This window comes from Prochlorococcus marinus str. MIT 9401, from assembly GCF_000760095.1.
GTDB classification, from domain to species: Bacteria; Cyanobacteriota; Cyanobacteriia; order PCC-6307; family Cyanobiaceae; genus Prochlorococcus_A; species Prochlorococcus_A marinus_I.
Genome location: NZ_JNAR01000014.1, coordinates 15,745 through 30,099 on the forward strand (window position 1 = coordinate 15,745; position 14,355 = coordinate 30,099).

The 14,355-nt window shown below is 32.8% G+C and carries 14 protein-coding genes, 1 tRNA gene and 1 other RNA gene; 5 read left to right on the forward strand and 11 right to left on the reverse strand.

Going from position 1 to position 14,355, the window contains the following annotated elements:
- Positions 1–5 precede the first annotated feature (5 nt).
- Positions 6–716, reverse strand: coding sequence for a heme oxygenase (biliverdin-producing) (locus tag EV01_RS03870; RefSeq protein ID WP_032517924.1), 711 nt, complete (start codon positions 714–716; stop codon positions 6–8).
- Positions 717–773: 57 nt separating this feature from the next.
- Positions 774–1,205, reverse strand: coding sequence for a hypothetical protein (locus EV01_RS03865; RefSeq protein WP_032517925.1), 432 nt, complete (start codon positions 1,203–1,205; stop codon positions 774–776).
- Between the two features lie 210 nt (positions 1,206–1,415).
- On the opposite strand from EV01_RS03865, the gene EV01_RS03860 reads away from it, so the two are divergent.
- Positions 1,416–2,840: an NADP-dependent isocitrate dehydrogenase gene (locus EV01_RS03860; protein ID WP_032517926.1), complete on the forward strand. Its 1,425-nt coding sequence runs from the start codon at positions 1,416–1,418 to the stop codon at positions 2,838–2,840.
- Between the two features lie 9 nt (positions 2,841–2,849).
- Here EV01_RS03860 and EV01_RS03855 read toward each other — a convergent pair whose 3' ends face one another.
- Genes EV01_RS03855 through EV01_RS03840 form a run of 4 tightly spaced genes read right to left on the reverse strand, consistent with a single transcriptional unit; the run spans position 2,850 to position 7,381 of the window.
- Complete coding sequence (locus EV01_RS03855) at positions 2,850–4,193, reverse strand: four-carbon acid sugar kinase family protein (protein WP_032517927.1); 1,344 nt, start codon at positions 4,191–4,193, stop codon at positions 2,850–2,852.
- 13 nt (positions 4,194–4,206) lie between these two features.
- A complete protein-coding gene (locus tag EV01_RS03850; protein WP_032517930.1) occupies positions 4,207–5,061 on the reverse strand; it encodes a galactose mutarotase in 855 nt (284 codons plus the stop codon).
- Between the two features lie 9 nt (positions 5,062–5,070).
- Positions 5,071–5,970, reverse strand: coding sequence for an alpha/beta fold hydrolase (locus EV01_RS03845; protein ID WP_032517932.1), 900 nt, complete (start codon positions 5,968–5,970; stop codon positions 5,071–5,073).
- Positions 5,971–6,013: 43 nt separating this feature from the next.
- A complete protein-coding gene (locus EV01_RS03840) occupies positions 6,014–7,381 on the reverse strand; it encodes a cation:proton antiporter (RefSeq protein WP_032517934.1) in 1,368 nt (455 codons plus the stop codon).
- Positions 7,382–7,534: 153 nt separating this feature from the next.
- Here EV01_RS03840 and EV01_RS03835 point away from each other — a divergent pair, with 153 nt between their 5' ends.
- Positions 7,535–10,081 (forward strand): glycogen/starch/alpha-glucan phosphorylase, encoded by a 2,547-nt coding sequence (locus tag EV01_RS03835; RefSeq protein WP_080725735.1) that lies wholly within the window; start codon positions 7,535–7,537, stop codon positions 10,079–10,081.
- On the opposite strand, the gene EV01_RS03830 is transcribed toward EV01_RS03835, so the two are convergent.
- From EV01_RS03830 to EV01_RS03820, 3 genes are all read right to left on the reverse strand, one after another.
- Positions 10,074–10,529, reverse strand: a complete 456-nt coding sequence (locus EV01_RS03830) for a hypothetical protein (RefSeq protein ID WP_032517935.1) — start codon at positions 10,527–10,529, stop codon at positions 10,074–10,076. The genes EV01_RS03835 and EV01_RS03830 overlap by 8 nt on opposite strands.
- Before the next feature lie 31 nt (positions 10,530–10,560).
- Entirely contained in the window at positions 10,561–10,893 is a 333-nt protein-coding gene (locus EV01_RS03825) for a hypothetical protein (RefSeq protein ID WP_032517936.1), read from the reverse strand.
- A 78-nt stretch (positions 10,894–10,971) separates the two neighbouring features.
- A tRNA-Arg gene (locus EV01_RS03820) sits at positions 10,972–11,045 on the reverse strand.
- A gap of 38 nt (positions 11,046–11,083) precedes the next feature.
- Between EV01_RS03820 and rnpB the strand changes: the two genes are divergently transcribed.
- Together rnpB and EV01_RS03815 are read left to right on the forward strand one after the other, a co-directional pair.
- Positions 11,084–11,464: RNase P RNA component class A (rnpB, locus tag EV01_RS09280), an RNA gene on the forward strand.
- Positions 11,465–11,485: 21 nt separating this feature from the next.
- Entirely contained in the window at positions 11,486–12,235 is a 750-nt protein-coding gene (locus EV01_RS03815; protein ID WP_032517937.1) for a ribonuclease III family protein, read from the forward strand.
- Position 12,236: 1 nt separating this feature from the next.
- On the opposite strand, the gene EV01_RS0108950 is transcribed toward EV01_RS03815, so the two are convergent.
- Positions 12,237–12,422, reverse strand: coding sequence for an NAD(P)H dehydrogenase subunit NdhS (locus EV01_RS0108950; protein ID WP_032517938.1), 186 nt, complete (start codon positions 12,420–12,422; stop codon positions 12,237–12,239).
- 24 nt (positions 12,423–12,446) lie between these two features.
- Between EV01_RS0108950 and rimM the strand changes: the two genes are divergently transcribed.
- Positions 12,447–12,992, forward strand: a complete 546-nt coding sequence (gene rimM / locus EV01_RS03810) for a ribosome maturation factor RimM (RefSeq protein WP_032517939.1) — start codon at positions 12,447–12,449, stop codon at positions 12,990–12,992.
- Between the two features lie 24 nt (positions 12,993–13,016).
- On the opposite strand, the gene glmS is transcribed toward rimM, so the two are convergent.
- Positions 13,017–14,355, reverse strand: a 1,339-nt coding sequence (gene glmS / locus EV01_RS03805) for a glutamine--fructose-6-phosphate transaminase (isomerizing) (protein ID WP_032523295.1), incomplete at its 5' end; no start/stop codon positions are given.

The following is a 14,355-nucleotide window of genomic DNA, read 5'->3' on the forward strand; positions in this document are numbered from 1 at the left end:
AATTACTAGGTTTCGGTGCTTCCTTTCCTTACTTTTTTTGTAATGTAATTAAATACAATCTTGCCTAAAACAGCAATCAAGTTACCTTCAAGCTCCTTAAACATTTTCATATTGTAAGTAAAAGCTTTATTAGCTTCATCAATAATTTGATCAGCAGTCTTTTGATTGATTGGAAGTTGATTCAAAGTAAGGGAATATTCTTCCTTGAATTTCTTTTCATCAGCAATTAATTCAAACTCATAAAAATTTAAACCATCATTGCCCTGTAAATTTAATGCTTTTTTTGCAATCCTTTTCAAGATTTGCCCCCCAGATAAATCTCCTATATAGCGAGTGTAGTGGTGACCAACTAATAGCTCTGGTGATTTTTTTGCGACCTCTCTGATTCTTTCAACATATTCTTTTGCTGAGTGCGAAATATTAATTTCATTCTTCCAGTTTTCGCCAAAATAAAATTTAAGATCTTTAACAAGAGTTTCTTTCCTAAATAATGATTTAAAGCCTATAGGTTTTATTACGGGATGTTCCTCGTTGACCAGTCTTTTAATTTCTTCTTCCATAGCTTCATAAACAAAATATAAATCACTAATTAATTTTCTATAAGATTTTTTTTCAACAACTCCTTTTAAAAAACAAGCCACAAAGCCAGTATTTTCTGCCATAGTGTGGGATTTTTTTGTCCCTTCTCTTAATTGTCCTGCAAGAGCGACTGCCATATATTTTGAATTATTTGTGTAAGTGTATTTAATCTACAAGGAAAATACATAAAACAGCTAATTTTTGTTACCAGCGGATGTTGTAGAGAATAGCTTATAAAGTTCTTTACAAACCAAAAAAAGATGATCTTTTTGTGCCTTTTGCGGTAGATGAGTGCCAGTCATTTCCCAATCACCGATGGTAGCTACTCTCCACCTCTCGGATGGAACAATCATACCTCGCATTATTATTCCTAACAATTTTGGGACTCTATCATTACTATCATTTTCAATTCTTAATTGTAAGAGTATTGCTCTACATTCAATAAGAGGACTCCAACCAGGGAAATGAAACGCAAAATCAATAGTATCTTGCATAGATTCATTATTTGAATTATCCCAAGGACTAAAGTTTACGCTTGCATCTGGAAAATATTTCCGAAACAAAGCTGCAGTAGAAGCAATTTTATTAGCTATTTCAACATTACTTACATTTGAACTAGCATTCATAAGTAGCTGAGTATTTTTTTGAAAATGACATAATTTGCTTTAACTTGCTTATTAACTACTTTTTCTTTTAATAAAGATGTTGAAATGCTGATCAATAAAGCATTCTCTATTCACATTTGAATAATAAATTTCTAGGTTTTAAAGAAAATAACTCATCGCAAATTAAAATACGAGGAAGTTCAATGAGTTATCTTTTATTAATTCAATGCTATGCCAAAATTTGAAAAATTAACTTTACCTAATGAAGGCGAGATAATAACTTTTAATCAAGGCAACCCAAATGTTCCTAATAATCCAATTGTCCCATTTATTAGGGGTGATGGCACTGGAGTGGATATTTGGCCTGCTACTCAAATCGTCCTTGATTCGGCGATTAAAAAAAGTTATGGAAATGAAAGAAAAATTAATTGGTTTAAGATCTATGCAGGCGATGAAGCGTGTGAACTTTATGGAACATATAATTATCTCCCTCAAGATACTATTGAAGCAATTAAACACTTTGGTGTAGCCATCAAAGGTCCTTTAACAACTCCCATCGGTGGAGGTATTAGATCTCTTAATGTTGCACTAAGGCAAATCTTTGATTTATATAGCTGTGTTAGACCATGCAAATATTATTCAGGAACTCCAAGCCCTCACAAAAATCCCCAAAATCTAGATGTTATTGTTTATAGAGAAAATACTGAGGATATCTACATGGGCATTGAATGGGAAGCGGAGGATAATAATTGTCTTGAATTAATCAACCACTTAAATAATGTTGTAATACCAAAAAGTAAAAATTTAAAAAATAGATCCATACCAATTGGATCAGGTATTGGAATAAAACCGGTGAGTAAATCTGGTAGCCAAAGGCATATAAGAAAAGCTATTGAACATGCTAAAAGATTATCTGGAGATAAAAGGCATGTGACTCTTGTACACAAAGGGAATATTATGAAATATACAGAAGGTGCATTTAGAGATTGGGGATATGAATTAGCAGTAAATGAATTTAGAGAAGATTGCATTACAGAAAGAGAAAGCTGGATTTTAGATAATATTCATGAAAATCCAGAAATTACAATTGAAAATAATGCTCGAAAAATTGAACCAGGTTTTGACAAGCTTACAAATAACAAAAAAGCATTCATTTGCGAAGAAATTAAAGAAGTTATTGCATCAATATCAAATTCTCACGGAGATGGAAAATGGAGAGAACTTATTCTTGTTGATGATCGTATAGCTGATAGTATATTCCAACAAATTCAAACTAGACCTCAAGAATATTCAATTCTTGCAACATTAAACCTTAATGGAGACTATGTTTCTGATGCAGCAGCAGCAATTGTTGGAGGCCTAGGTATGGCTCCCGGTGCGAATATTGGAGATAATGCAGCAATTTTCGAAGCTACACACGGTACCGCTCCAAAACATGCAGGCTTAAACAAGATTAACCCAGGCTCAGTAATTCTTAGTGGTGTAATGATGCTTGAATATTTTGGTTGGGATGAAGCAGCTAACTTAATTACTAATGGTTTAAGTAAGGCAATAGAGCAAAAAAAAGTCACCTATGATCTAGCACGCTTAATGGAACCAAAAGTAGAACCCCTATCCTGCAGCAGTTTTGCTGAAGAAATTATCTCAAATTTCTAATTTGAATAATTATTTTTTATTTTCAAAAACTTTCCAAATATTAACAAGTGAGTCTTTAGTACCAATATTTCCAGGATGAGTAACAATAGGAAGCTTTTCGCCATTTTTTAGGTTGCAAGTCACCACTGAAATACCTGTTAAAATCTGTCTTTCAAGATAAACATAATCTGCATTAAGTCCATTACTAAGAATCAAATTTGTCGTTATTCCACCTTTTGAAATCAAATATCCTATTTCATACTTTAAATCTGCGACTAATTCAGCAATAAAACAAGCAAGTATATTATAAAAATTAAATAGTTCAGAAGAATCTAAGGACATAAATTTTCTTGAAGTAAACAAAACAGGAGTTTTTCCTTTCTCAAAGGAATATCTAATCTCTTTCAAAAATTTATTTTTAAACAAATTTCTTCGCTTCTGATAGTTTTCTGATGAAGTAATTTTAAAGAATTCAAAAACATCTAATTCAACTGGATCGCAATTACTTATCTCTAATAAGTGATTTAATTGTATCGTTGAAAGTTCTACATAAGATCCAACAATTATCAGTCCTGGAAGAAAACTCTTCTCTTTATTTCTAACTCTTAAACTAGAGAAAAATATTGCACTCTGAGAGACACTTTTTTTCTCAGAAATTGAACTTATAAAACTTGCTGCAGTTCGAAAAAGGAATTTTTTGTGTTTTATTAATTTTGTAATAACTAAAGAAAATTTTTTAAGTTGAGAATAATTTTCTATATCTACAATTACATGTTTATTATTCTTCAAGTTCTTTAATTTTTTAAAAATAATATTATTTTCTTCATTATTTAAAACCTCGATATCTGACAATAAAAGATTTTGAATATTTTCAAAATTTATTTGAGATTTACTCTGCTGAAATAAAAGATTCTTTACATTACTTGTCTCGTATCCAAAAATTTTATCTTTTGCAAAAATTGTTTGACTAATAGGGGTTTTATCAACAAAATGAGAGCCATTAATTGTTAATCTTTTACCCTCTATAAAAGCTGGAATATGAAAAGTAGCATCAAAAGGACCTAAACAACTATTTAGAACACTTGGCTCTAAAAAGTTATGTCCTCGAAGAGTAGAGTCTCCTCTACTTATAAAAATAATTTCTTCTTCATAGGCTTTAGAACCAATTACAGTCTTAAGGTTTTTGCAAATTTCCTCTATTGTAAATTTCGCATCATTTTCCGATAGTGACCTTGTATTAGCTAAAATAAAAAATAAATTAGATTTAGATTCAAAACCTTTAACTAAAGTGGAGCAGTCCCACTTAAGCAGTAATAAGCAATCGTGAACAGTTTGAGAACCTGTGGGATCATCATCTATAACGACAATTTTCATAAGTATTGCAAAATTACTTAAAAGATTTTATTTGTATTGAGGCATTTAACCTTTTACTATAATTTGAAGGAATCATGATGTTTCTAAATCCGTCAACAAAGGAATTTCGGGGGCTAGTCCAGGGTTCTAGACATATCATTCTTCTTGGAGGATCACTCCAAATAACACCTAAATCAAAAGGATATTGATGATTTAAAGTTACCTCTCTTTTAAAGATTTTATCTCGAAAAGAACTTCTACCAGAAGTATACATAAGCAGATCTGCTCCTAAATTAATTTTGTTTAATTCATCCAAAGTATTACTTATAATATTTCTCTCTTGATCCTGACAATTAAGTGGATAATCCATAAAATCTAAATTTTTGAAATCAGAAACATTAAAATAAGGATGCAAACCAAAGTTTGCGGGCATAGCAAAGTCTGACTTGTTATGGATCGTAATTTTAAATTCTAAACAGCCAATCTTTAAAGTAACTTCTATTCTAAGTTCGAAATCAAAAGGATAATATTTTTTAGTTTTTTTCGATGCATTTAAGAATAAGCATAAAAATTTATCATTTTCATTGAAGGAGTACTGCCACTGCAAATCTCTAGCGAAACCATGTTGTGGCAGTTGCAAATAACTTTTTCCAAATACTGAACTAGAGGTATTGAGATTTCCACATATTGGAAATAAGATTGGGATACCTCCCCTAATACTTTTTGTCTTGTCCATAAATCTTTTTTCATCGAAATAAAGTATTTCATTACCATCCGAAACCCAATTTGTAATAACGCCTCCTCTTTCAGGACAAAATTTAATGTAGTTATTTTTGTCAAATTTAAAGACAAAAATTCCTTGGTCTTTATTAGATAATTCAAGTTTCACAATTATTACTTAAAGAGAATCAACCCAATCCAAAATATGCTGATTAACTAATTCAGGTATTTCATCATGAGGACAATGACCTGCGTCGAGAATAATCTCTTTGGTATTTTTTGGTGTAAATTTTTTATATAGATTTCTTTTTTTTGGAGTGTTCATCCATGGATCTTTTCCTCCCCAAAGAAGTAATAATGGTGCATTTAGCTTTGCAAATAACTTATCCAACGGCAATCCCTGAGGACCTGATGGGTTAAATACACTTCTAAAAACATTAAAAGCTCCGAAATCTAGCGAAGGCTTCCTTATTGACTCAACTAAAAAATCATCAACATTTTTTTTGTCAACATAAACTTGATTCAAAGTTTTTTTAATATTCTTTGGATTTCTCATATTCTCAAAAATCAAACGTTGAAGAACTATATTTTTCAAAAATATGCCGGCAACTGTTTCAATTGAAGTTTGGAACATACTCTTTTTGATAGTTTTTTCTTCACTAAAATATCCAGCAGCATTAAGTAATATAACTCCTGCGTTTAGCTCATTTAATTCTGCACCAGCTGCTAATGCTGCATAACCACCTAATGAATTTCCAACAACAATTGTAGGTTTTTTTATTTTCTCTTTTACATAAGCGACAACCTGATCTTTCCATAAAGATCCTGAGTATTCAACATCTTGAGGCTTAGGACTTTTTCCAAAACCGAGTAAATCTATAGCATGAACTTCGTATTTATTACTCAAAATAGGGATATTGAATCTCCAATGGTCCGTAGAAGCCCCAAAACCATGAATTAGTAAGATTGCAATTTCTTTTGATTTTTGGTCAGGCTTAGCTGAAATAGTATGAATTGGGTAATTTAAGAAATTCCAGTCATAATTTACATCGCTATCTATCAATGCTGATTTTTCCATTTATTAAAAATCTTATGTTTACTAATTCTAATAAACTTATTTTCTAAAGAAGACCCACAGGATCAGCTGCAACATCATCTGAAATTTTATTGCCATCATTTGGGGGCTTATCTTTTAGAACAATTCTCAAGAGAACAGGTGCAAGAAATGTGGTTCCAATAACCATTAATAGAATAGCCGCTTCAAGAGAAGGAGTTAACAACTTAGCGCTTGTTCCTAGCCCAAGGAAAATTAAACCAACTTCTCCTCTAGGCATCATTCCCAAACCGACAACCAATCTATTAGTAGGTTTGTCACTTGAAAATACCCATCCCGCTGCAATTTTTCCAATAATTGCAACAACTAATAAAAATCCTGCAACTACAAGAGCTGATCTACTTGTTGGATCAAGTGGATTGATAACTGACAAATCCATTCCAGCTCCCACTAATACAAAGAAAATAGTCGCAAATAGGGATACCAAAGGTAAAACAGATTGTTGTATTGCATGATTATTTTTAGAACTACTAAGAATCAACCCAGCTGCAAAAGCACCTAAAGCTGCTTCTAATCCAATAGCTGTTGCCACAAAACAACACAACACAAGTATTACAAAAGAGGCTACCACTACAGCTCCAGGAGCTTTTAATCTATCTAATAGCCAATCAAATCCTGGTGCTGCCGTTCTACTTAATGCGATAGCAGCAATAACAAATACTACAGCTGCCGCAACTAATTTCACAATAGGAGCAATTTCTAAAGAACCTCCTGCAGCTAGAGCTACGACAACTGCGAGAATAACAATACCCAAAATATCATCTAAAACTGCTGCGCCAATAACAATCTGACCTTCTCTAGTTTTTAAATATCCTAATTCACCAAAAACACTTGCAGTAATTCCTATACTTGTTGCCGTCATAGAGGCTCCAGCAAAAACTGCTGGAATTAGATCTACTTGGAAAATAAACATCAATCCGAGAGTTCCAAAGGCAAAAGGCAAAATTACTCCAGCCATAGCAACAGTAAAAGCTTGCGCACCTACAGCTACCAATTCCTCTAATTCACTTTCTAAACCTGTTAAAAATAAAAGTGCATATAAACCAAGTGTTGCTACTGCTTGGAGGGATGGAAAACTTTCAAAATAAACATCAGGTACTGCTTCCGGAGGAATTGAAGCTAATGAACTAATCACATTTACAAGGCCTTGATTTAGTTCAGTTCCAGCTGATGGAGGTATTAACAAATGGAATCCTGATGCTCCTATTACAACTCCTGCAAGCAGCTCACCTACAATAGTTGGTAAACTCAGTCTTACTAATACTTCTGCTAATGCTCTTGCAGCTAAAAATATCAATAGAAATCTTATAACTCCTATCAATGTTTCAGCAACTTCTAAATCATGTGCACTTAATTCAGCAAGTAAGGAATACATATGAAATGAGAAAAAAATAAACTACCTAATTGGAAGATAGTTTATTGAGGGCCCACTTTAAGAAATATGTAAAAAAAAAGCAAAAATACTCAACAAGTGTGGATCTGAAGTTACAACAAAGAAATTTTCAAAAAAATGGCTATTGTCTGTTATATGGATAAGTCAATGAATTCCAACGAACCCTTTGATCTACGTTTACCTACCCCAGGTTGCTACCTAGATCCTGAGAAAGCTGGCATGGATTCTGATGCTGTTTTCCAAGGAATGACAGCCCATCTTTTCTATACACTTGGAAAGTTAGCTACTTCTGCAAGTCCTCACGACTTATATATGGCTTTAAGTTATGCAGTTAAAGATAGGCTAATGACAAGATATTTGGCCAGCCAAGAAGTTATTAGAAAAAAACCACAAAAAACAGTAGCCTATTTATCAGCAGAATTTTTAATAGGTCCTCAATTAAGTAATAATCTCTTAAATCTAGGAATAACTCAAGAAGCTGAAGATGCTTTAAAGAGATTTGGAATTGAATCATTGTCAACAATTCTTGAAGTTGAAGAGGAGCCTGGATTAGGCAACGGTGGACTTGGCAGACTTGCAGCATGCTATTTGGAATCATTAGCATCTCTACAAGTTCCAGCAGTTGGTTATGGGATTCGTTATGAATTTGGTATATTTAATCAATTAATTAGAGATGGTTGGCAAGTTGAAGTAACTGATAAATGGCTAAAAGGTGGATGGCCATGGGAACTTCCACAACCAGATGAATCATGTTTCGTTGGTTTTGGAGGCAGAACTGAAAGTTATAGAGATGATAAAGGCAACTACAGATCGAGATGGATCCCTTCGGAACATGCTATTGGAGTGCCTCATGATGTTCCAGTCTTAGGATACAGAGTAAATACATGTGACAGATTAAGATTATGGAGAGCTGATGCGACGGAAAGTTTTGACTTTTATGCATTCAATATTGGTGATTATTATGGTGCAGTTGAAGAAAAAGTTGCATCCGAAACCCTTTCAAAAGTTCTATATCCAAATGATGGGACTGACGAAGGTAGAAGATTAAGACTCAAACAACAACACTTTTTTGTAAGTTGTTCTCTTCAGGATATGCTGAGAAGCCTTGAAAAAAGATCAATACCAATAACAGAATTCCCTAAACATTGGACTGTCCAGTTGAATGATACACATCCTGCTATTGCAGTTGCAGAATTAATGCGACTTCTTATTGACCAATATCAAATAAGTTGGGATAAAGCTTGGAACATTACAACCTCTTCAGTTGCCTATACCAACCACACATTACTACCTGAAGCTTTAGAGAAATGGGATTTAGGTCTATTTAATGATCTTCTTCCTCGTCATTTAGAAATTATCTATGAAATTAATTGGAGATTTCTACAACAATTAAGACTCCGCTACCCTGGTGATGACAAAATTCTTCAAAAACTCTCAATAATTGATGAAGAAGGCTCCAAATCAGTTCGGATGGCTCACTTGGCTACGATTGGAGCACACCATATTAATGGTGTTGCAGCCCTCCACTCAGATCTAATAAAAAGACAACTTCTACCTGAATTCGCAAAATTATGGCCTGAAAAATTTACAAATGTAACTAATGGGGTAACTCCAAGGAGATGGGTTGCGCTATCTAATCCATCACTATCTAACCTCCTAGAAGAAGAAGTTGGTCCTGATTGGATTACAAATATGGAACTCCTCCAGAAGTTAGAAGAAAAAAAAGATGACAATAATTTTTTACAAAAATTTGAAGAAACCAAGTTAAATGGCAAAAGAAAATTATCTAATTTTATCCATTCAAAAACTGGAATACTTGTAGATCCATCAAGTTTATTTGATGTTCAAGTAAAAAGAATTCATCAATATAAAAGGCAACATTTAAACGCCCTCCAAATTATTGCTCAATATCTAAGAATTAAAAATGGCACAAATAATTATGAAGTTCCAAGAACGATAATATTTGGAGGTAAAGCTGCTCCTGGCTACTTTATGGCAAAATTGATGATTCGATTCATTAATGGTATTGCTGATGTTGTAAATTCTGATCCAGATATGGATGGTTTATTAAGGGTTGTTTTTCTACCTGACTATAACGTTAAACTTGGTGAAATAGTTTATCCTGCAACTGACCTCTCAGAACAAATTTCAACTGCTGGAAAAGAAGCATCTGGGACTGGAAATATGAAGTTTGCCATGAATGGTGCGTTAACTATCGGAACCTTAGATGGAGCCAATGTGGAATTAAGAGATCTTGTAAAAAAAGAAAATTTCTTTCTTTTTGGTAAAACTGAAAGCGAAATTATGGATTTAAAAAATAATAATTACTCACCCAAAACTTTTATAGATCAATGTGCTGAGCTAAAAGAAGTAATTCGCCTAATTGAAATTGGGCACTTTAGCAATGGAGATAAAGAATTATTTAAACCTTTATTAAATAGTTTGACTGGACATGACCCATTTTTTGTTATGGCTGATTTTGAAGACTACTTAAATAAACAGGATGTAGTCAGTAAATGCTGGAATAACAAAAAATCTTGGAATAAAATGGCCTTATTAAATACCGCTAGATCAGGATATTTTTCTTCAGATAGATCTATTAGAGAGTATTGTAAATCTATTTGGAAAGTCTCTCCAATGCCAGTTGAAATTACTTGTGATGTCGAAGAACTAACTAATTAATATTTTTCTTGTCTGGTGAGTCTGGAGTTTGATGAAATAATCTATTCAAAATTAATCTATCCATATTTAATGGATCTGGTGCTAATTCATTTGCAATTTCCTTAAATTTTGATTCAATATTATTGAAAATTTTTGTATCAAATATTCTTTCCATTAATGCTTCAATTGAATATAAATAAGCATTAACACTTTCAAGCTCAACTAAAGCCTCATTAATTTCTTTATCAGAAATATGGTTTTCTTCCGGAACAATTTTTTGATTTGATTCTCTTTCTGATAATTCTCTGTGCAACTCATCAGTAACTTTAGTGCAAAGAGTTCTAAAAGATTGAATAGATGCCCAATTTAATTCCTGTTGCTGCTTAAAAGTCGGAAACTCTCTAATCAGACGATCATGCTCTTTATAAAATCTCTGACAATCAGAGCATTGACATGGTTCTTCAGCCAAAAGAAAATATAATTCTTTCTATATCATCTCACTATTTGGGCAAAATTGTAGGACCATCTAATAATTCGTCATTTTCATCAAGTGAATCTGGACTATCTGGCAAAGGAATCTCAATACTAGTAACTAAATTAATAACATCTCTTAGTCTCATAGAATCAGCGAACCATCCCATTGCTTGTTCAGCATCACCTCTTTTTTCAGCGTCATTTGCCTGATCTTCGTGAGCTTCCGCTAATAAAGCTAGCCAGCATAGGCATCTTGCTTGAACTATTGAAAGATCTAAATCATTTGGTTGAGATTTAGAAATAAGTTCATGCTCTTGTTGAATTAAGAGCTTTAAACGCATATCATGCAACTTAGCCATACAAGATTTATTACTAACTATACGCTAGCTAGAGAGTAGCAAGTTTGCACATATACTACATATAGTTTTTTATTTTTACGGGACTGGCGGGAGTCGAACCCACGACCTACGGTTTAGGAAACCGTTGCTCTATCCTGCTGAGCTACAGCCCCAATAGATGATTTTTGGGGTATTAAGCATTATGCTAAATGAAAGCAGGAGAGGCAATCGCGAGAAAGTTTTATTTTGGAAACAAAATAAAACTTTTTTGAGGAAAGTCCGGGCTCCCACATGGTCAGGCTTGCTGGGTAATTCCCAGTGCGGGTAACCGTGAGGAAAGTGCCACAGAAACATACCGCCTAATACTTTTTTGTATGGCAAGGGTGCAAGGGTGCGGTAAGAGCGCACCAGCAACATTGAGAAGTGTTGGCTAGGTAAACCCCGGCTGGGAGCAAGGCTTAGTAGATTTATGACCATTACACAATCTACTTTTTAGCGCCGCTTGAGACTGTGAAGTAATTCCAGTCCTAGATAGATGATTGCCCATCTTAATTAAGATGAACAGAACCCGGCTTATGACCTGCTTTCTAATTATTGTGATTATTCAAATCAAATGAAAAAAATAATTAACGAAAAGAGGGTAAATCAAATAACTACTTTTTTAAAGTCTTTAAATATAAAATCAAAAAGATTTTCTGAAATAATTGGAACACAAAATATTTCAATTATTCAAAATTTTAATCAAGCATTCATCCATTCCTCAGAGGATAAAACAACAAATTATGAAAAACTCGAATTTTTTGGAGATGCAGTCCTGAGATTAGCTGCTTCTAATTTTATTGAAAAAAAATATCCTCAAATGAGTGTGGGAGAGAGATCAGAGTTAAGAGCACAAATTGTAAGTGATGAATGGCTAATTAAACTAGGAGAAAAAATTGATATAGAAAAATTAATAATTAAAGGACCTAAAGCTCTGGGCGATGAAAATTCAAAAAATACTATAATTGGAGAATCTACAGAAGCTTTAATAGGTGCCCTTTACAAATGCTTTAATTCAATTCTGGAAGTAAATCTTTGGTTAGATAATATTTGGGAGGAAGATTCAAAAATATTTTTAAAAGCTCCATATAAATTCAAATCGAAAACAATATTGCAAGAGTGGTGTCAAAGTAAAGGTTTTGATTTACCATTTTATAAAATAATTGAAGTATCAAAGAAAAATGGGGACCCTAAAAGATTTTCTTGCGATATATTTATTGAGGGATTAAAAGAATCATCTGCATTCGGCAAATCCCATAAACAAGCAGAAACAAATGCAGCTAGAGTCCTGATAGAAAAATTTATAACTATAGGTAAAATCTAATTTATGCTATTTCTAAATTCGTTAGCTGAAAAGTTATGAGTTTATCCCAATTTCCCCCTTCAAACAGAACAGCAGCTCTTTTTTTGGTAACTCTCTGTACGAATCCTTTATATCCTCTGTATATAGAGTTAGTATCTTTTACAATAACGAGAGAACCGGGGAGTATCGGTTTAGTAGAAAATTCCATAAAACACTCTTTCTAATACAATATATGATAAATAAAAATGAATGGTTGGTTGTTGGGTTAATAACATCATGTCATGGAATAAATGGACAGGTAAAGGTTAAATCTCTTAGTGACTTTGAAGAAAGATTTTTAAAGCCGGGATTGAGATGGTTGCAAAAAGAAAAGGAAACTCCTTCAAAAATAGAACTGATATCTGGTTTCAAACAGCCAGGCAAAGAAACCTTCATTGTTAAGCTTCAAGGAATAAATACAAGAGATCATGCAGAGCAACTTAAAAAGTTTAAAATTCTTGTAAAAACAGATAAGCTACCAAAACTAAAAAAGGAAGAATTCCACTTGTTGGAACTTATAAATCTAGAGGTCAAGACTTTTGAAAATAAAGAATTAAAAACAATAGGGAAAGTTATTAATTTAGAAAATGAGAAAAATAATTTAATTGTTATTGAACTATTGAACAATCAAAAAAAAGTTCTCATACCATTTGTTGAAGAAATAGTTCCATTAGTAGATATAAAAAATAATTTTTTGATAATTAATCCTCCAAATGGACTTTTAGAACTACAAATTTAAAAATAAAAATTTGCGAAAAACTAATTATTCCACAGTGACGCTTTTGGCTAAATTTCTTGGTTGATCCACGTCAAGTCCCCTATGAGCTGCAATATGGTAACTCAATAATTGTAAAGGAACTATGTTCAATAAAGGTGAAATCCATTCATTAGAGGAAGGGACTTTCATTAAATAATCAAAGATTTCAGTACCGTTACATTCAGGAGCAATCCCAATCAAATATGAATCTCTAGCTTTTGCTTCTTGAGCATTACTTATAACTTTATCAAAAACCTCACCAGGTGAGGCAATTGAAATAACAGGCACTTTTTTGTCTAATAAAGCTATTGGACCATGTTTCATCTCACCAGCAGGATAGCCAGCTGCATGAATATAACTAATTTCTTTAAGTTTTAACGCTCCTTCAAGAGCGATTGGATAATTTATTCCTCTTCCTAAAAAAATAACATCCCTAATATTAAAAAAGTCATGCGCTAGCTTTTCTGAAGATTTATTATGTGTCTCTATGAGCTCTTCCAATAATGGCGGAAGTTTTATAAGTTCATTTATTAATTGACCTATTTCATCAGGACTTTGATTACCTTTAATTTGAGCAAATTTAATAGCTAATCCATAGAAAGAAAGTAATTGAGCAAAAAAAGTTTTTGTTGCTGCAACTCCAACTTCTATTCCTGCACAAATATCAATAATATTGGAAACCTGCCTTCCTATGGAACTCTCTTTTCTATTTGTTATTGCAATAAGATTGGGTTGAAATTTTTTTTCTTCAATTGAAGAACGTCTTTTAATTTCCATATCAATAGCCGCAATTGTGTCAGCAGTTTCTCCAGATTGAGTGACTCCAATAGTTAATGTATTTGGCAAAATTGGAGGCGGTGAATATCGAAATTCACTTGCATAAAAAACATTTGTAGGAATACCTGAAAATTGTTCTAATAAAAAGCTTCCCACCATTGCAGCATGTTTACTTGTGCCGCAAGCAATAATTTCAATTCTTTCTATTGATTCAAAAAAATCTATATCAAAAGGATAGTTGATTTGATATTGACCATTATCTATATTTTTAGTTAAATAATTTTCCAGCCAGTTTTTTGCAGTCTCAGGCTGATCATATATCTCTTTTAACATGTAATGCTTGAAATTCATCTTATCCATTATTTGATCTGAGACTTTTAAAGAAACTGGATTTCGATATTGTCTCTCGTTATTTGAGTCATATATTTCAATTCCAAGTGGAGTTAGTAAAGCTATTTCTTCATCCTCCATAGGCAGAATAATATTCGTAAAGTTTGCAATAGCTGGAGTATCACTAGCACAAATAAATTCTCCTTCACCCAAACCAATAATCAAGGGCGCTTGTTTT